The 17,929-nt window shown below is 51.8% G+C and carries 14 protein-coding genes; 8 read left to right on the top strand and 6 right to left on the bottom strand.

Translation table 11 applies throughout. The features are described 5' to 3' along the window. Positions 1–16: 16 nt before the first annotated feature. Positions 17–1,123 carry a branched-chain amino acid aminotransferase gene (locus tag QZV76_RS03390; protein ID WP_290598382.1) on the bottom strand — a complete coding sequence of 369 codons (1,107 nt, stop codon included), beginning with the start codon at positions 1,121–1,123 and terminating at the stop codon, positions 17–19. Between the two features lie 216 nt (positions 1,124–1,339). On the opposite strand from QZV76_RS03390, the gene sucB reads away from it, so the two are divergent. The 7 genes from sucB (at position 1,340) to QZV76_RS03355 (ending at position 9,634) form a co-directional block, all read left to right on the top strand. Continuing rightward, positions 1,340–3,169 (top strand): 2-oxoglutarate dehydrogenase, E2 component, dihydrolipoamide succinyltransferase, encoded by a 1,830-nt coding sequence (gene sucB, locus QZV76_RS03385; protein ID WP_290598381.1) that lies wholly within the window; start codon positions 1,340–1,342, stop codon positions 3,167–3,169. Next, positions 3,156–3,917 carry a lipoyl(octanoyl) transferase LipB gene (gene lipB / locus QZV76_RS03380; RefSeq protein WP_290598380.1) on the top strand — a complete coding sequence of 254 codons (762 nt, stop codon included), beginning with the start codon at positions 3,156–3,158 and terminating at the stop codon, positions 3,915–3,917. The genes sucB and lipB overlap by 14 nt, the downstream gene beginning before the upstream one ends. After that, positions 3,914–4,921 (top strand): lipoyl synthase, encoded by a 1,008-nt coding sequence (locus QZV76_RS03375; RefSeq protein WP_290598379.1) that lies wholly within the window; start codon positions 3,914–3,916, stop codon positions 4,919–4,921. Before lipB ends, QZV76_RS03375 begins: the two co-directional genes overlap by 4 nt. A gap of 149 nt (positions 4,922–5,070) precedes the next feature. Continuing rightward, entirely contained in the window at positions 5,071–5,847 is a 777-nt protein-coding gene (locus QZV76_RS03370) for a DUF4191 domain-containing protein (RefSeq protein WP_290598378.1), read from the top strand. Between the two features lie 178 nt (positions 5,848–6,025). After that, positions 6,026–7,462 (top strand): type I glutamate--ammonia ligase, encoded by a 1,437-nt coding sequence (glnA, locus tag QZV76_RS03365; protein ID WP_290598377.1) that lies wholly within the window; start codon positions 6,026–6,028, stop codon positions 7,460–7,462. Between the two features lie 172 nt (positions 7,463–7,634). Further along, on the top strand, positions 7,635–8,711 hold the full coding sequence (locus QZV76_RS03360; protein ID WP_290598376.1) for an ABC transporter ATP-binding protein: 1,077 nt from the start codon (positions 7,635–7,637) through the stop codon (positions 8,709–8,711). Then, complete coding sequence (locus QZV76_RS03355; RefSeq protein ID WP_290598375.1) at positions 8,708–9,634, top strand: ABC transporter permease; 927 nt, start codon at positions 8,708–8,710, stop codon at positions 9,632–9,634. The genes QZV76_RS03360 and QZV76_RS03355 overlap by 4 nt, the downstream gene beginning before the upstream one ends. 108 nt (positions 9,635–9,742) lie before the next feature. On the opposite strand, the gene QZV76_RS03350 is transcribed toward QZV76_RS03355, so the two are convergent. The 3 genes from QZV76_RS03350 to QZV76_RS03340 are packed head-to-tail and all read right to left on the bottom strand — an operon-like array spanning position 9,743 to position 12,702. Then, positions 9,743–10,549 carry a heme ABC transporter ATP-binding protein gene (locus tag QZV76_RS03350; protein WP_290598374.1) on the bottom strand — a complete coding sequence of 269 codons (807 nt, stop codon included), beginning with the start codon at positions 10,547–10,549 and terminating at the stop codon, positions 9,743–9,745. Continuing rightward, positions 10,550–11,614, bottom strand: coding sequence for an iron ABC transporter permease (locus QZV76_RS03345; RefSeq protein ID WP_290598373.1), 1,065 nt, complete (start codon positions 11,612–11,614; stop codon positions 10,550–10,552). Then, positions 11,611–12,702 carry an ABC transporter substrate-binding protein gene (locus tag QZV76_RS03340; RefSeq protein ID WP_290598372.1) on the bottom strand — a complete coding sequence of 364 codons (1,092 nt, stop codon included), beginning with the start codon at positions 12,700–12,702 and terminating at the stop codon, positions 11,611–11,613. The genes QZV76_RS03345 and QZV76_RS03340 overlap by 4 nt, the downstream gene beginning before the upstream one ends. A gap of 243 nt (positions 12,703–12,945) precedes the next feature. Here QZV76_RS03340 and QZV76_RS03335 point away from each other — a divergent pair, with 243 nt between their 5' ends. After that, the gene (locus tag QZV76_RS03335; protein WP_290598371.1) at positions 12,946–13,422 is read left to right on the top strand and encodes a hypothetical protein; all 477 of its coding nucleotides are present in this window, start codon (positions 12,946–12,948) and stop codon (positions 13,420–13,422) included. Positions 13,423–13,504: 82 nt separating this feature from the next. On the opposite strand, the gene QZV76_RS03330 is transcribed toward QZV76_RS03335, so the two are convergent. Both QZV76_RS03330 and glnA (QZV76_RS03325) read right to left on the bottom strand, forming a co-directional pair. After that, the gene (locus QZV76_RS03330) at positions 13,505–16,606 is read right to left on the bottom strand and encodes a bifunctional [glutamine synthetase] adenylyltransferase/[glutamine synthetase]-adenylyl-L-tyrosine phosphorylase (protein WP_290598370.1); all 3,102 of its coding nucleotides are present in this window, start codon (positions 16,604–16,606) and stop codon (positions 13,505–13,507) included. Continuing rightward, on the bottom strand, positions 16,546–17,886 hold the full coding sequence (glnA, locus tag QZV76_RS03325; protein WP_290598369.1) for a type I glutamate--ammonia ligase: 1,341 nt from the start codon (positions 17,884–17,886) through the stop codon (positions 16,546–16,548). The genes QZV76_RS03330 and glnA (QZV76_RS03325) overlap by 61 nt, the downstream gene beginning before the upstream one ends. Between the last annotated feature and the right edge of the window lie 43 nt (positions 17,887–17,929).

Here is a 17,929-nt window from a genome sequence, read left to right as displayed (position 1 = left end):
TTGTTGTGGTCCGTCACTAGACCAATTTGTACAACCAGTGATGGCTATCGGGACGTTCACCACGCTGAATACCTGTGAGAGTTTCGCGCAGCTGCATGGTAATAGCACCGGACTGACCGTCATTAACAGTAAATTCACCATCGCGGGATTTGAAGGAACCAATGGGGTTAATAACGGCGGCTGTTCCACAGGCAAAGGCCTCCGTAATTTCTCCCTTTGCTACTCGATCAGTGAGTTCGGTGAACGTAATAACGCGTTCTTCCATGGTGTAGCCCAAATCGCTGACCACAGTCTTCAATGAATCTCGCGTAATACCGGGAAGAAGAGAACCTGATAGAGCAGGCGTAATGACGGTAACATCATCACCGTCCTGGGCCACGAACATAGCGTTCATACCGCCCATCTCTTCAATATTTTCGCGCTTAATAGCATCCAGCCACAAAACTTGATCACAGCCTTGTTTGGATGCGGCATCCTGCGCAGCCAATGAAGCAGCATAGTTACCGGCGAATTTAGCAGCACCGGTACCCCCCGGGCAGGCACGCACATACTCGTGGGAAACCCACACCGTTACCGGCTTTATGCCTCCCTCGGAGAAATATGCGCCAGCTGGAGACGCAATAAGAACATAGGTGAACTTCTTCGCAGGATGAACTCCCAGTCCATTCTCTGTAGCAAACATGAAGGGACGCAGGTAGAGGCATTCCTCGCCACCCGGCTGCGGAACCCATTCCTGGTCGATAGTGACAAGTTCCTTGATGGAATCGATGAAATCTTCTTCGGAGAGTCTTGGCATGGCCATACGGTCAGCAGAGGACTGGAAACGGGCGGCGTTAGCGGTGGGACGGAACGTGACAATTTCGCCATCAGCATGACGGTACGCCTTCAGCCCCTCGAAAATGGCTTGTCCATAGTGCAACACCATGGAGGCGGGTTCCACAGAGAAGGGAGCATAGGGGACGACACGGTGATTGTGCCAGCCTTTACCCTCCTCATAATCAATAACCACCATGTGGTCAGTGAAATGAGAGCCGAAGCCAGGATTGGCAAGAATTGCTGCACGTTCCTCATCGCTATGCGGATGGGGAGAACGGTGAATAGTAAAAGTAGAGTGTTGAGCCATGGGCATTATGGTACCTTACTTTGCAGCTAGCGCTGCTGAGACTAGCTTTTTCTTCACATAGTGAGCAAAATTCAGCAATCTCCACTGCGATCTCTAGTGCGATCTTCTTGTGCGATAGCAATGCGAATACTTCACCACACTATGAAGGAGAAAGGAGCCATTCGAATCAACAGGGTAGTCTAAGGACATACGTACCCCTCTATAAGGAGTTGTGGCATGGCTGTCTCTGTAACACTTCCCGAACTCGGTGAATCAGTAACGGAAGGAACCGTTACACGCTGGCTAAAAAATGTTGGAGATACTGTTGCACAAGACGAGCCTTTAGTTGAGATCGCTACAGACAAAGTAGATACCGAAATCCCCTCCCCGGAAAGCGGTGTGCTCGTAGAGATTTGCGCCTGGGAAGACGATACTGTCGAAATTGGCGGGTTGCTGGCACGTATTGCCAGCAAAGATGACGTTACGGAAACCGCGGAACCTGTCTCAAACTCTGCCGCAGAGCCTGTACCGGCGGAGGAAATATCTGCCGGCAGGCACTCACGAAATAGCGAACCGGAAGAACCAAAAGAACCAGAAAAGGAAGACACACCAGACGCAAGCGACGTGCACTACTGTGAAGTCCTCATGCCGGAAGTGACGGAATCTACGGCAGACAGTTCTACTGCCGACTCTACTACCAGCACCATTATTCGTTGGTGCACAAAACTGGGAGACCACGTTCATACACATGATCCCCTTTTGGAAGTCTCTATTAGCACAACTGCTCAAACAGTCACGAAAACAATCCCTTCTCCCGCTAACGGCATACTCGTCCAAATTTGCGCGCGTGAAGATGGCACCATTTCTACCGGGCAAGTATTAGCAGTTCTCCAGACTGATGATGCCGCAACCGCCAACACCAGCGCAGCACCAGCATCAGTAGAGTCCACGACAATAGAGTCAGAGTCAGAGACCCCGAAGCCAGTAGCGACTCCTGTTGCTGAGAAAGCTACTCTGAAGGTTCCGCAAACGTCCCCCAGTTTTCACAATGTTCCCGGCATATCCACTTTTGGGGAAGAACCGTCACACACAAACACTGCGAGTACTGACCGTAGTTATGTCACTCCACTTGTGCGGAAGTTAGCTGCGGAAAAACATGTCGACCTTGCACACGTACACGGCAGCGGACTCGGCAGACGCATCGTGAAGAAAGACATTCTTGACTATGCGGCCACGCAGGAACACCGTCAGGCCTCTGCACAAACACAAACAGTTGGCATAGACTCCGGAGTATTAGGCATTTCTCCTTCTGCTTCTACTCCAATGGGTGACGCCGCTAACCTCCGTGGGACTACTCACCCTGCTTCCCCCATACGGCAATCTGCTGCCGCTGCAGCTCTTGCGGCGGGACAGAGCACTGCGCAAGTTTCTCAAGTATTCGACACGGATGTGACAAATCTTCTGCGTCGCCTAACCTCAATTCGTACGGAGAGCCCTTCCACTACACTGTCTTTGCGCGCATGCGCTATCTATGTGGTATCCCGTCTGCTGCGTCGTCATCCGGCTCTTAACGCCAGCTATGACAAGCAGAATCAGCAGATTACCTACTATGAGGATATTGATCTTTCCATTGGGATTGATACGCCACAGGGTCTCCTCTCCCCCGTTCTTCACCATGCTGACCAGTACAGTCTTAATGAAATTGGACAGCATGTGCAGAATATGGAAGAACGCTGTTTAAACGGCACTCTTACCCCTCGCGATCTTAGTGGTGGTACGTTCACGTTATCCCACCCCACGTCTATGGGTGCCTTATGGGAGACTCCCCTTGTTATTCCACCGCAATCAGCAGCACTGTCTATTGGTACTCCAGTACAGCGTCCCGTTGTTGTGGATGGCGCGGACGATAGCGCTATCGCTATCCGCGACATGGTATATCTCACGCTGAGCTACGACGCATGTCTTATCGACTCTTCCGCGGCGAGCTGTTTCCTTCACGATTTACAGCATGCCCTCCGTGAGGCGAGTTTCCTCGACGATACCGATGATGACAATGGCCTCGCCTAACCCTCAGCCACCACACGTAGCTCCTGTTTCTTCCCGCGCCTCCCACCTACCCTTCGATTTTCAATGGTTAGGAGAGGTTGACTACGACGCATCTTGGCGTCGCCAAGAAGAGGAGACAGCCCGACGCAAAGCTAGTGCGCAAGATCCTCACCAGGCTGAGACTGCGCGAGATGTTGTTCTCCTGTTGACGCATCCGTCCGTTTACACGGCGGGGCGTATGACGGAGGATAGCGATCTTCCCGATAACGGTGCACCAGTTGTTTCTATTAACCGGGGTGGGCGTATTACGTGGCATGGGCCGGGTCAGTTGGTGGGGTATCCCATTATTAAGCTGGCGGAGCCCATGGATGTTATTGCCTTTGTGCGGCGAACGGAGGAAGCCCTTATTCGGGTCGTTAACGATTTTGGTGTGACGGCAGGGCGAGTTGCGGGACGTTCTGGTGTGTGGGTTCCCAGCGATGCGGCAGTGGGGTTGCCGGGTGGTCGTCCTGAACGCAAGATAGCGGCGTTGGGTTACCATCTGACCGGTGGGGTAAGCCAGCATGGTTTTGCGGTGAACTGTTGCAATTCTGTAGAGCCATACAGCCATATAGTGCCGTGTGGGATTAGTGATGCTTCAGTGACGACACTGTCGTTGGAGGTAGGCGAAACTATTACTCCTACTGATATTCTTCCCGCTGTACAGCACTATTTTCAGTTGGCGTTGGATGGTGAGCTGGAGCTGGCGGAGGGAGAGATTCCCCGATGAGTGATCTCTCTGCGGGAAGAAAATTGCTTCGTATTGAACGGCGCAATGCAGAGCATCCTATTGAGAAGAAACCTGCGTGGATTCGTACAACTGCGCGAACTGGCCCGCATTTCCAGGATATGAAGTCGCTGGTAAAAGGGGCTTCTTTGCATACTGTGTGCCAGGAGGCTGGCTGCCCTAACGCCTATGAGTGTTGGGAAGATCGGGAGGCTACTTTTCTGATTGGGGGAAGTCGCTGTTCACGACGGTGTGATTTTTGCCAGATTGATTCTGGTAAGCCGCAGCCGCTTGATCCTGATGAGCCGCGTCGTGTTGCGGAGAGCGTACGACATTTACACTTGCGCTACTCTACCATTACTGGTGTCACCCGTGATGATCTTCCCGATGAGGGGGCATGGTTGTATGCGGAAACTGTGCGAGAGATTCATCGCTTGAACCCTGGTACTGGGGTGGAGAATCTCATTCCGGATTTTCATGCTGATCCGCAGCTTTTAGAGGAAGTGTTTGCGGCACGTCCGGAAGTGCTTGCCCATAATGTGGAGACAGTGCCGCGGGTAATGCGGAAGATTCGACCGGCTTTTACATATGAGAATTCCCTGTCCGTTCTTACACAGGCACGGGATTATGGGCTTGTGACGAAGTCGAATCTCATATTGGGGATGGGTGAAACCCCTGCTGAGGTTGAGGAGGCGCTTGTTGATCTGCGGAACGCCGGATGCGACATTATTACTATTACGCAGTATCTACGCCCGTCTCCGCTCCATCACCCTATTGATCGGTGGGTGCGCCCGGAGGAGTTTCTCCACTATGCAGATTTAGCCCATCAGCTGGGTTTTCCCGGTGTCATGGTGGGACCACTGGTGCGGTCAAGTTACCGTGCTGGGCAGCTCTATGCGCAGGCTATGCATAACTTAGGGCGGGACTTACCTCCTTCTCTAGCACACCTTTCCACGAGTAAAGGAGCATCGCAGGAAATACATAATGTTCTGCATCGCCTACACTAGAGCTAGCGTGTTATACGTCGACCTGCTCAAATGATAGATAGTTGGGTAGGGGAAGTCGGTAAAGGAAGTCAGTAAGAAGTAACTCGCTCATTCCGTTCTATAAATGGCACTATGAATAGAACTGCACCGCACTATCTCAAGGGAGAGTAATGGCGAAGAAGGAAAAATCATTAGCCGAAATGACACGGGAAGAACGCAAAGAAGCTCGCCAAGCTAAGCGTAAGTCCCGTCAGGCAACACTGAAGCAGGTGTGGACTGCCTTTAACGTGCAGCGTAAAGAAGATAAGAAGCTGCTCCCCATTATGATTGCGGTCCTGCTGGTAGTGCTGGTCGCTATTATTCTTATTACGTACTTCTGCATGAATGGCTCGTGGGTGACGTGGCTCTTCATGATGATTGCGGCAATTCTTCTGGCCCTTGTTATTGACATGGCAATCTTTACTCGCCGCATGACCAATACTCTCTACGCCAAAGCCGATGGCCAGCCTGGTATGGCGGGGTGGGTGCTGTCTCAATTAAAGGGGACCTGGCGTGTGCAGCAGACGGTTGCCGGTAACACCAACTTGGATGTTGTTCATCGAGTAGTGGGCCGTCCTGGCATCATTTTGGTGGGTGAGGGCAACCATTCTCGTTTACGTAGCCTTATGCAGAGTGAAAAACGTAAACTTGCCCGCGTTGTTGGCGATACTCCTATCTATGAAATCTATGTTGGGCATGGGGATGACGAAGTGGAGATGAAAAAGCTTGAACGCACCATTAAGCATCTCCCGAAAAACATTGACCGCGATAAGGTGGATTTCATACAACACCGCCTCGATTCTCTTGCCGCTAAATCCGGCGTGATGGGTATTCCGAAAGGCCCTGTTCCTAATGGTGCAAAAATGCGTAACGTACAGCGTTCAGCGCGGCGGCGTACGCATCGTTAAATATTAAAGCCACCCCTATAAGTTCATATTTAGACAACCATCGTTGCTTAACACATGTTGTTAACGGAAAAAGCCATCGTGTAACACGTCGGAAACACGATCTTGACTCCTAAGCAACACCATTCCTCTAGAGTGAAGACATCACCGGATAAAACGGTCTCAATCAAGGAGAATCACCGTGGGATTTACCAGTCCTCAAGAAGTAGTCGATTACATCAAAGCTGAAGAAGTCGAGCTTGTCGACATCCGATTTACCGATCTCCCCGGTATGGAGCAGCACTTCACTATTGACGCTGCCGACTTCACTGTAGACGCCATGGAAGAAGGACTCGCTTTTGACGGCTCCTCCATTCGCGGTTTTGCCACCATTGACGAGTCCGATATGTCACTACTCCCGGATCTCTCCCGCGCACGTATCGATCCTTTCCGCAAAGTAAAAACCCTCAACGTAGAATTCTTCGTCCACAACCCGCGTACCCGCGAGCCCTACAGCCGCGACCCCCGCAATATTGCCCGCAAGGCTGAAGAATACCTGGTCTCCACTGGCATTGCCGACACCTGCTACTTCGGTGCAGAGGCAGAATTCTACGTATTCAACAGCATTCGCTACGCTACCGAGATGAATACGTCCTTCTACGAGATTGATTCCGAAGAAGGATGGTGGAACCGCGGTAAAGAACTAGACGTGGATGGTACTCCCAACCGCGGATACAAGACCCGTATTAAGGGCGGCTACTTCCCTGTTGCTCCTTACGATCACTACCAAGACCTCCGCGACGAGATGTGTCACTACCTGCGCGCTTCTGGTTTTACTCTGGAACGCGCCCACCATGAGGTTGGCAATGGTGGCCAGATGGAGATTAACTACCGTTTCAACACTCTCCTTCACGCCGCGGACGATGTTCAGCTTTTCAAGTACATTATTAAGAACACCGCGTGGATGAACGGCCTCACCGCCACCTTCATGCCAAAGCCGCTCTATGGCGATAATGGCTCCGGCATGCACGCCCACATGTCCCTGTGGAAAGACGGTGCGCCCCTCTTCTACGATGAGAATGGTTACGGTGGCCTCTCCGATCTGGCACGCTACTTCATTGGCGGTATCCTCGAACATGCCGCCGCAGTATTGGCTTTCACCAACCCCACTATTAACTCCTACAAACGCCTGGTGAAGGGCTACGAAGCCCCCGTCAACCTGGCTTACTCGCAGGGCAATCGCTCTGCCTGCGTTCGTATTCCGCTAACGGGTAATAACCCCAAGGCGAAGCGTATTGAATTCCGCTGCCCGGACCCCTCCTCCAACCCCTACTTGGCTTTTAGTGCCATGCTGATGGCTGGCCTGGATGGTATCAAGAACCGTATTGAGCCAATGGCCCCCATCGACAAGGACCTCTACGAGCTACCTCCTGAGGAAGCGAAGAACATTCCGCAGACACCCGCCACCCTTGATGAAGCTCTCGATGCTCTTGAAGAGGATCATGACTTCCTCACCGAAGGCGACGTCTTCACTGAGGATCTCATCTCCACCTGGATCAACTACAAGCGGGATGTGGAGCTTAATGCTGCACGCCTACGCCCCACCCCCGTCGAGTTTGAACTCTACTACGACTGCTAAACAATACGTGCTAGGTAACACCGCACACTATGGAGCGCCGCTCTTTCACACAACATCTATAACAGAATAACCAGAATAATTGTGATGATGGTCCCGGTTTCTTACACACGGAAACCGGGATCATTGTCAAAAATAGTAGATATATCAGCACGTATAGGGTAACATAGGGGTCATGGTTAGTATGGGCGCTACTGGCGCTGCCATTTCTGTTTCTGGCGTGACCAAACGCTTTGATGACATTACTGCCGTTGATAATGTCAGTCTCACTATTCACCCCGGTGAAGTCATTGCGCTTCTAGGTCATAATGGTGCTGGCAAAACTACTCTGCTGGATATGATATTGGGCTTTACTACGCCAGATAGTGGTTCTATTACTGTGCTGGGTGGTGTTCCTGCCGAGACTGCTCACTCTGGCCGTATTGGAGCAATGCTGCAAAGTGGCGGGTTACTGAAAGACCTTAGCGTGCGCGATACTTTGGCGTTTGTCGCCAAGTGCCACGTTGACCATCTCCCCATTCCACAAGTCATTGAACGTGCTGGTCTTAGCGATTTCGCTGACCGCAAGGTTGGCAAATGCTCGGGTGGGCAAGTACAGCGACTGCGATTCGCCCTCGCGCTCCTTTCCGACCCCGATATTCTCATTCTGGACGAGCCCACTGCAGGACTCGATGCTGCCGCCCGGCGCGATTTTTGGGAAACGATGCGTGGTGAAGCCCAGCGTGGCCACACTGTTATCTTCGCTACTCATTATCTGCAAGAAGCGGATGATTTCGCGGATCGCCTCGTTCTTATCCGCTCTGGGAGAATAGTGCTCGATGGGGCCACCACGGATCTTCTCTCCTCCTCCACGCGGCATTTAACGGGTACATGGTGCAGTACTACATCACCTATTGAGGTCGCTGCTGGTCTTGGTCTTCCCCCCACCGCAGTTACTTACTCGGCGGATCGCGACGGCACCACCAGCACTACCACCATCGATACTGTCGACAACACAGATGCTGCCACCGCGGATTCGCACGCTACCTCGCCCGATCCGCACGATCAGTTAGTCACCTTCACATGCGCTGATACTGACGCGCTGGCACTGGAGCTGCTACGTCGGGGTTGTATTCGCGATATCACCATAGCCACTAGTTCCGTCGAGGACTTGTTCTTTGAATACGGTATTGGCGATACGCCAGCGGACAGTTCTGGCGCTACTGCTGATACTGCTGTTACTGTCGACTCTGGTAAGGAGAGCGCACAATGACCAGACGTTCTCAACGCTCTACCCACCGTTCGCGTCAATCCGCCGCTGCATCTTCTACCGTGCACGCTGATAGTACTCCCCTTGTTGACTCCCCTGTACAGCATTCTTCTGTACAACATTCTTCTGTGACGGCAACTACCACGCTCACCCCACCGCGTGTCTTCTTCCGCTATCTCTGGGCGGATTTCGTACGCACTCTACGCATGTGGCGAACAACGGTGTTTGTGCTGTTTCTTCCCGTTGTCCTTTTCCTTATGTTCGGCTTAATGGACGGTATGAAGACGGATTATTCCGCTGGCCATGGGAATGGCACTGCTTACGTGATGGTTTCTATGGCTATTTATGCGGCAGCTACTGCTACCACCAGCGTGTCGGGTGCTACCGCTATAGAAATATCGTCTGGTTGGGGGCGTCAACTCAGTTTGACGGCCTTGCGTACCCCCGGATATTTCATCGCCAAAATATGCTCTGCTGTTCTTATTACAGTGCTTCCCATTGGGCTTCTTTTTATCGTTGGTGCAGCATGTGGTGCTGATCTTATAGGGGCAGGATGCTGGGCAGGAACATTCTTCCTATGCTTACTGGTAGCGCTGCCGTTTTCTCTCTACGGGTTAGGCACCGCGTTGCTCCTCCGCAATGAAGCCGCTAACGGAATGGCCATTAGTTTACTGAGCGTTATGGCATTTTTCGGTAATCTTTTTGCACCGCTGCAGGGTGTACTCCTGAAGATTTCTCGTTTCACTCCTCTCTATGGGGCTGCCACACTAGCGCGTTGGCCTCTCAATGAGGGTGTCTTCCACTTCTATGACGGCTCGGCGGTAACCACCGAAAATATTTGGTGGGCGATCGGAAATATAGTGGCATGGACTGCCATTTTCGCCATTATGTGTGTTTTCGGGGCTCGCCGCCGTAACGACAAATAATCTGGTGGAAAGCAACTCAGCACAATAAACCGGCACAGTAAGCTAACAGAGCCAAGTCAGCAAAATAAGCTGGCAAAATTAAACTGGCAGAGCTGGACAGTAGTGTGCTTAGGCGTGATAGTGGGAGCGGTCAGGAATAACCTGGAGGGATCCTGCTCCATCGTCCATAACACGTACCGGGATGTTATAGACCGTGCTTAGTCGATCTGCAGTAAGAACATCCCGTGGGGTTCCCTGTGCCACTACTCCACCGTCTGCCAGGATAACAACAGTATCCGCATAGGCGGCAGCTAGCCCTAAATCGTGAAGAACAACTACTACGCCAACACCGTCGGCGGCACGTTCCCGGACGACATGCATAAGTCGCTCCTGGTGCTGAATATCCAGTGCGGCAGTCGGTTCATCAAGCATAAGGATAGGTGTTTGTTGCGCGAGTACACGCGCTAGTGACACTCGAGCTCGCTCACCGCCAGACAGTTCATTAAAAAGTTGAGGGAGGAACGCCTCTACATCCATTGCCTGAACCGCTTCGGCAATAGCCTCTTTATCCTTATCTGCTTGTGGTGTACGAACCCAGGGGGCTCTTCCCATTTCGATGACTTCACTAACGGTGAAGTCGAAGCCTACATGGTTGCTTTGGGTAAGAACGGCACGCCGTTGTGCTAAATCGTGTATGGAAAGTTTCTTAAGGCTATCGCCAAGGACGGTGATTGTTCCTTCTGCTGTGGCTAAATCTCCTGCTAACACGCTGAGCAGTGTTGATTTACCTGCACCATTGGGGCCAACAAGTGCAATAACTTCACCAGAGTGGACGTTGAGGGATACTCCGGAAAAAATAGTGCGTTTTGAGCGAACACAGGAAACGTTCGTAGCAGTGAGAATAGTGTCTCCATACTGAAAAGTATCAGTAGTCATTTACTGCCACCCCGTTCCCACAGACTTATAACGGCGCAGAAGCAGGAGGAAAATAGGGCCACCAATAAGGGAGGTCAGCATACCGATGGGAAGTTCTGCAGTACTGATAATGGTACGTGCGCACGTATCCGCGACAAGTAGTACAAAAGCTCCTCCGAAGGCGGATGTTGGTAGCAACCATTTATGTTGTGGCCCAATAATTAGGCGAATAGCGTGTGGAACAATTAAACCGACGAAAGCGATGACGCCGGCAAACGCTACGCCCACACCTACTAAAGCCGCCACCAGAATAATGACGCATAGGCGGAACCTCTCAACATTAACGCCAAGATGCCTGGCCTGATTCTCGCCCAGTGCTAGAAGATCCATCTTTGGGGCGCACAGACACGCTATGACAATACCGATGACGGTAATGATGAGCGTGATAACGGCAGAGCTCCAACCGGCACCGGCAAGTGAACCAAGCTGCCAAAACACCACTTGGGACTGAGCCATGGTGCCGCCGATAAAACTGAAAAGGGTAACAAAACCTCCGGCCATGGCATTAATAGCTACACCCACCAAGATAAGGTTAACGACAACGGTTTTCCCCTGTACTCGGGAAAGTGAATACACCAGCAGAGTGGTCAGTAACGCCCCTATGAATGCAGCAAGTGCGGTGCCCCATTTAAGGAATCCATAGCTGCGTTCTACGCCGGCCAGAGATGCGATAGCCAGTAGGCCGGAGGCAAACACTGCACCACCCGAGGAAACACCAATAATACTTGGCTCAGCCAACGGGTTAGCGAAAATACCTTGCAGTAACGCCCCGGCGCACCCCAGCCCTGCCCCTACTGCGAGAGCAATGACAAGGCGGGGGAAACGGACTTCCCAAAGCGTACTGGTGACAATACGGGGGGTGGTACCGTCGCTCTTCACACCCCAGGACATGAGAATGGTATTGGTGACATCATGTGGGGTGGCGTGCACTTGTCCAACAACGCATGCTACTAAAGCCGCCGCAATAGTGAGAAGGATAAGAACGACAAGGACAATAATGGAGCGTCTTGTCCTGTTTTTCGTCACTTCTCAGCGGACTTTCCGTAGAGAGCATCGGCTAGTGCATCAATAATGGCACCTTCACCAGGGCCGAAGGAGAATAGTGCGGAGTCGAGAATATCGACTACGGAACGATTCTTACCGGCAGGAGTCTGCGCTACACCTGGTGCGGAGACAACACCATCCACACCGCCGGCAGACTTCATACCATCCGACATAACGATAACGGTATCGGGGGCAGCCTTCGCTAGTGCTTCAGGCGTCATAGGAGTGAAGTTCTGTGTGAGACCAGCGTCCTTACTGACATCAACTCCACCGAGTGCTTCGACCAGTTCAGGAGCGCCAGAGCCGGGGCCACCAATGAAGGCGACGTTAGTTCCGCGAATAACGAGGACAGCAATACGGCGTCCATCGGCCATTGCCTGTGCACGTTTAGTAGCCGTGTCAATTTCTTTCTTGGTGTGGTCGATAACTTTATCGATGTCTTTTTGATCGATACCCAGAGCTTTTCCGATTTCAGTGATGGTGGTGCCCACACCCTTAATGGAGCGCTCGGGGGAAATATAGACGACGGGGATACCCATGGAACGCAGTTGACGTAACACTGCTGCGGGACCAACAGTGACGTCAACAAGCACAACTGATGGATGTGCGGCAATCATCTTCTCAGCATTGAGAACATGCGCTTTAGTGGTAACGAGCGGAATGTTCTTTGCTTCTGGGAAATCTGCAGTCTTGTCTCGCCCGATGATGCTCTTTCCAAGCCCAAGAGAATAAATAGTGCGGGTGATGGTACCGGGACGATCAATGCCGATGATGCGAGATGTATCGGTAATAGTGACGTCTTCCCCATCCCAGGATTTCACTTTGGCGGGAAGATGCTGGCGAGGATTCTGGACAACTGTTTCTGGATTGTTGTTCTTGAGAACAGCGTGACGCGGTCCGTGTGCTTTGGGGAACTCAGCGGAGGCTCCATCCCCACCGTTAGGATCCGTACAACCGGTGAAAACCAGGGCAGCTGCAGTAGCAAGCGCAACTACAGCATGGCGACGGGAACGGGAAGTATGTGAGTGAATGAGTGATGTGCCCCTACGGGAATGAGTAAAGCCGGCCACTGCAGTCCTCCAAAGATGCTTTATTGCTTATTCATAGATCAAACAGGGACTTTATCCTCGTGTTTTATACCTACTTCAGATAATTTCTACCCTCAGATCCGCACTCTAGAATAGTCCATTTTAAATATTTAGGGTAACCTGATTTACAGCACAAAAGTTATCTTTTTGTTATCAGACTCTAACTTCTTGTTCCCATGCAAAAGACATGAAGAAGTTAGAGGTCACCACAGAAAGGACATCACAGTGTCGATCTTCACATCTCATGCTTCACGCCGAGCTTCGGCCGTGGCGACGCTTGCTGCCGCCGTTCTTATGCCACTTGCTGGCGCAGGCATTGCACAAGCTGCTCCCACCATTTCCGCAACCCCCACAAAGAATCTTCACGCCGGTTCTGTTGTCAAGGTCACCATGCGCGGCCTCGATCCACTCTCTGGCTACTACGTAGGTCTCTGCCAGAATAAATACAGCGGTAAAGTTCCGCTCTGTACTGGTCAGCGGAAGTCCATTGGTAACCAACTATGGGTTACTAACTCCCCCGGCGGCACCAATAAAATCCCGAAGAATGGCGTCGTCAAGGGGCAGATCACTGTCACTCTTAAAGGTTCCACTGTTCCCGGTAAGAAAGTAGACTGCCGAAAAGGCTGCTCCATTACTCTCTTCCACGATCACGTCAATGGACTTAATATTCTTTCCCGAGTCCCCGTATCCGTGAAGTACTAAAGAGCACTTAAGATCACAATTTCATAACGCATAGTTATGAATGCGATTATATTCATACTTTGTTTATACCTTGTGGAGCGCGTTATTCTTCCCAGAAGACGCGCTCCACAACTTTTCTGGCACGCCGCGTCGACTTCAAATAATTCTCCACATACGCCGCACCCGAGTTCACCGGCCACCCACAAATGGCCGCCACACTCGCCAAAATCTCCCCCTGGATAGGAAGAACGTCCAACGACTTCCCCCTTGCTAAAGCAAGAGCATTCCGCGTAGCCGTTGCCCTCGACCATGCAATCCACAACGTATCTTCATCATCTAAGCTCAACAAACCCGCTTGTGTAGCCGCTTCTAAAGCCGCCCGCGTAGACGTCACCTGTAGCTCAGGATATGTATGCGCATGCTGCAGCTGCAGTAATTGAACCGTCCACTCAATATCCGAAAGACCACCGCGCCCAAGTTTTGTGTGCAAATTAGGATCCACCCCACGTGGCATTCGCTCAGTTTCCACACGTACCTTCATACGCCGAATCTGCTGCGCAAACTGCACCGGTAACTTTTCGGGATACCGAAGTGGATTCACCATTTCAATAAACTTTTGTCCCACCTTCATATCCCCAGCCAGCGGCTCAGCACGTAATAACGCCTGCAATTCCCACGGCTCAGCCCACGTCTCATAGTACGTACGGTAGCTTTCCAACGTACGCACAAGTGGCCCCTTCTTCCCCTCCGGGCGCAGATCAGCATCAATCTCCAAAGGTGGATCTGTGGAAGGCTTCTCCAACAGTTTCTGCAGCTTATCAACAACCTCTGTAGACCATCGCAATGCCTTTTGCGTGGACTCCGCCGCACTAGTGGGCTCACACACAAACATCACATCAGCATCCGATGAATAGCCAATTTCTTTACCCCCTAAACGCCCCATCCCAATAACAGCAATCCGTGCCGGCACATCCTCCTCCGTCATCCCCTTACTCTGAATATGCTCACGAATAGTTACTGCCAAACCAGCATTCAATACCGCCACCCATACAGTTGAAAGGGCGGCACACACTTCCTCAACATTAAGCATGCCCAGTACATCAGCACAGGCAATACGAGCCAGTTCCGCCCGACGCAAAGATCGCGCCGCATTAATAGCATCAGCTGGATTATGATGTCGCCGCGCACTTGCTTCTAATGCTGAGGCAATATCGGAAGAGCTAGATGCGACAAGCCGCCGCCCCGACAACATTTGGATAACATCGGGAGCGTTCATTAAAAGATCGGGGATATAGCGGCTTGTGCCACAGATAATGGCAAGACGTTCCAGCACAACGCCATCGTCGCGGAGTAGCCGCAAATACCATGTTTTATCAACAAGTTTTTCAGACAATCGGCGATAGTTAAGAAGCCCCATATCTGGATCCGGAGTGCGGCTGAGTTGTTCCAACATCATGGGAAGTAACAGTTCTTGGATACGGGAACGCCTGCTACTAGAGCTGGTAAGAGCGCGTAAATGCGTAATAGCATGGCGGGGGTTACGGTACCCTAACGCGGCCAGCTGCCGTTCCATTGCATCATTATCCAAAGAAACAGCGGAGGCATCTGCAGCCGCAATACTTAGTAGGAGCGGCCGGTAGAACAGGCTTTCATGAAGCAACCGGATACGGGATCTCGTACGACGAATACGGTCAGTAAGAACCTGCTCCGTATCCATAATGCCCATGGGGCGGCACCCTGCAGAACGAGCCAACCAACGCCATTCTGCCTCATTATCGTCACTGGGAAGAAGGTGCGTACGGCGCATATGTTGGAGTTGCAGACGATGCTCTAACAGACGCAAAAAATCATACGCTCTGTTTAACTCGGTCCCATTTTTTCGGGAGATATATCCCCCCTTCGCCAGTGCATCAAGAGCCTCACCAGTGGGTCGCACACGTAAACTTTCATCCGTTCGCCCGTGCACCATCTGCAATAATTGCACTGCGAATTCCACATCGCGCAGTCCTCCACGCCCCAGTTTTAATTCACGGGTAGCGGTGGACTCGGGAAGATTGTTTTCTACCCGTTTCCGCATTTCTTGCACGTCTTCAACAAACTGGTCACGTTCACAGGCTGTCCATACCAGCGGATAAATAGCATCAAAATAGGTGCGCCCCAGGTCCATATCCCCTGTCATGGGACGGGCTTTAAGCAATGCTTGAAATTCCCACGTTTTCGCCCATCGCTTGTAGTACGCCTGGTGGGATTGCACGGACCGAACGAGATCCCCCTTCTTCCCCTCTGGCCGCAGTGCCGCATCCACTTCAAAGAAACAGTGGGTACTAATACTCATGAATTCTGCGGCTAGCCGGGCAGCTTTAGTATTTGCTGGCTCTGCTACAAAAACAACGTCGACATCAGATATATAATTCAGCTCGCGAGCTCCGCACTTCCCCATTGCGATAACTGCAAGACGCACCATGTCATCGGTTGGGTCAGGGTAAACCGTGGAGACGGCAACAGCGAGGGCTGCGGTTAAGGCGGCCTCTGCTATTTCTGTCAGTCTTTCTGATGTATCGCGTCGCGGTATTTGCGGCTCAGTATTGTCGACAACATGGGCAACATCAACAGCGGCAATAAGGCACATAATGTCCCGATAGGCACTCCGTAGTTTCACCACTGCTGCAGGCCCAGTGATGCCCGCTCGATATGTTCCGGTAGTAGAAAGATCCGTAGACGCAGTGTCATCAACAGGCGATGCCTCTACACTGTGCAGAAGATAGTGGAGGCTATGGGGGAAAGAGGGAATGGGATTATCTAAATGCTGCGCTACTGCGGGATGCGTCACAAGGTGGTCCCCCAACGCGGTAGAACTTCCTAGGAGAGCAATCAGCCGGCTACATAGGGTTGTATTAGCAAGTAAGTCGTGAGTGTAGTGTTCCCAACTCTGTTCCCCCAGTTCAGTACACATAGCCTCGCGGAGACGCACTAACGTAGCAAGACACAGATTGGGGTCAGGGCTGGCGGAAAGTGCGCGGAGGAGGGGCACGCACTCTTCCTCTAGCCACCCTAACTCACTAAGTTCTTGCTGGGCGGACGGCCGTGAGATTCCCAACCTGGCAGGACTGGGAACAATACGACGGCCAGTATTTCGGGGGCTAGTCACAGGGAGAGATAGTGACGCAGTTCGAAAGGAGTGACGTGGCGAGAATAGCGCGTCCATTCCTCGTGTTTACTACGGATAAGAAACTCAAAAACATGCTCCCCTAATGCTTCTGCCATAAGCTCCGAGCTTTCAAAACAGGCCAATGCAGATGCCAGACTCTTCGGAAGATCCGGATACCCCATTGCCTTACGCTCTTTCGGATGCATAAGGTTGACATCTTCCTCCGCCTCGGGAGGAATTTCATATCCTTCTTCCACGCCCTTAAGACCTGCCGCGAAGATAGCAGCAAAAGCGAGATAGGGGTTACAACCGGGGTCTGGAGTCCGTACTTCTACACGTCGCGAACTGGACTTATTCGGCATATAACGTGGAACCCGCAGCATAGTACAGCGGTTACCGGAAGACCACGTGGCAGATATAGGAGCCTCAAAACCTCCACTAATGCGTTTGTAGGAGTTCACCCACTGATTAGTGACAAGTGAAATCTCGCTCGCGTGTTTTAGAATGCCCGCCATGAATGATCGTGCGACTTTAGACAGTCCCATGGGATCGTTGGGGTCGTCAAAAGCATTAGTATCGCCTTCGAAAAGACTCATGTGGGTGTGCATGCCCGAACCGGCATAGTCAGTGAAGGGCTTCGGCATAAAAGTGGCCCGCACACCATCATTGATGGCGACTTCTTTCACTAAGTAGCGGAACGTCATAATGTTGTCCGCCATACTTAGTGCATCTGCGAAACGTAAATCTATTTCTTGCTGACCGGGGGCAGTCTCGTGATGGCTGAACTCTACAGAGATACCCATGGATTCAAGCGCTTCAATAACGTGGCGCCGATAATGCGGAGCTGTATCATGAAACGCCTGATCAAAATAGCCACCATTATCAATGGGCTGCGGACGCTGTCCTTGGGTATTGAGAGAATTGAGAACAAAGAATTCAATTTCGGGGTGCACGTAGCATGAAAAGCCCATTCCGGAGGCTTTATTCATAACCTGTCGCAGCACGTGGCGTGGATCCGCCCAGGAGGGTGTGAGGTCTGGCATAAAAATGTCGCAGAAGATGCGGGCAGAATGCTGCCGCTCATCTTCATGCAGCCAGGGCATCATCTGGAAGCTAGAGGGATCGGGCATGAGGATGGTGTCCGCTTCCGTAATACGGGAGAAACCCTCAATAGAGGATCCATCGAAACCGATACCTTCTTCAAAGGCTCCCTCTAGCTCTGCTGGGGAAATAGCGACAGATTTCAGATAACCCAGCAGGTCAGTGAACCAAAGACGAACGAAATGGATATCTCGTTCATCTAGGGCTCGAAGGACGAATTCTTGCTGTCGATTCATACTTTTGAGGGTATTCCATGAGCATTACCAGTGTGTTAACTCT

Origin of the sequence: Lawsonella sp., from assembly GCF_011525565.1 — a bacterium.
Lineage (GTDB): Bacteria > Actinomycetota > Actinomycetes > Mycobacteriales > Mycobacteriaceae > Lawsonella > Lawsonella clevelandensis_A.
Note: the sequence above shows the minus strand (reverse complement) of the source record. Positions and strands in the feature narration are given on the sequence as shown.

Excerpts from the sequence above, each read along its gene's own strand:
- QZV76_RS03390 (WP_290598382.1), bottom strand. The coding sequence starts at position 1,123 with ATGGCTCAACACTCTACTTTTACTATTCACCGTTCTCCCCATCCGCAT.
- sucB (WP_290598381.1), top strand. The coding sequence starts at position 1,340 with ATGGCTGTCTCTGTAACACTTCCCGAACTCGGTGAATCAGTAACGGAA.
- lipB (WP_290598380.1), top strand. The coding sequence starts at position 3,156 with ATGGCCTCGCCTAACCCTCAGCCACCACACGTAGCTCCTGTTTCTTCC.
- QZV76_RS03375 (WP_290598379.1), top strand. The coding sequence starts at position 3,914 with ATGAGTGATCTCTCTGCGGGAAGAAAATTGCTTCGTATTGAACGGCGC.
- QZV76_RS03370 (WP_290598378.1), top strand. The coding sequence starts at position 5,071 with ATGGCGAAGAAGGAAAAATCATTAGCCGAAATGACACGGGAAGAACGC.
- QZV76_RS03360 (WP_290598376.1), top strand. The coding sequence starts at position 7,635 with ATGGTTAGTATGGGCGCTACTGGCGCTGCCATTTCTGTTTCTGGCGTG.
- QZV76_RS03355 (WP_290598375.1), top strand. The coding sequence starts at position 8,708 with ATGACCAGACGTTCTCAACGCTCTACCCACCGTTCGCGTCAATCCGCC.
- QZV76_RS03350 (WP_290598374.1), bottom strand. The coding sequence starts at position 10,549 with ATGACTACTGATACTTTTCAGTATGGAGACACTATTCTCACTGCTACG.
- QZV76_RS03330 (WP_290598370.1), bottom strand. The coding sequence starts at position 16,606 with ATGGACGCGCTATTCTCGCCACGTCACTCCTTTCGAACTGCGTCACTA.
- glnA (WP_290598369.1), bottom strand. The coding sequence starts at position 17,886 with ATGAATCGACAGCAAGAATTCGTCCTTCGAGCCCTAGATGAACGAGAT.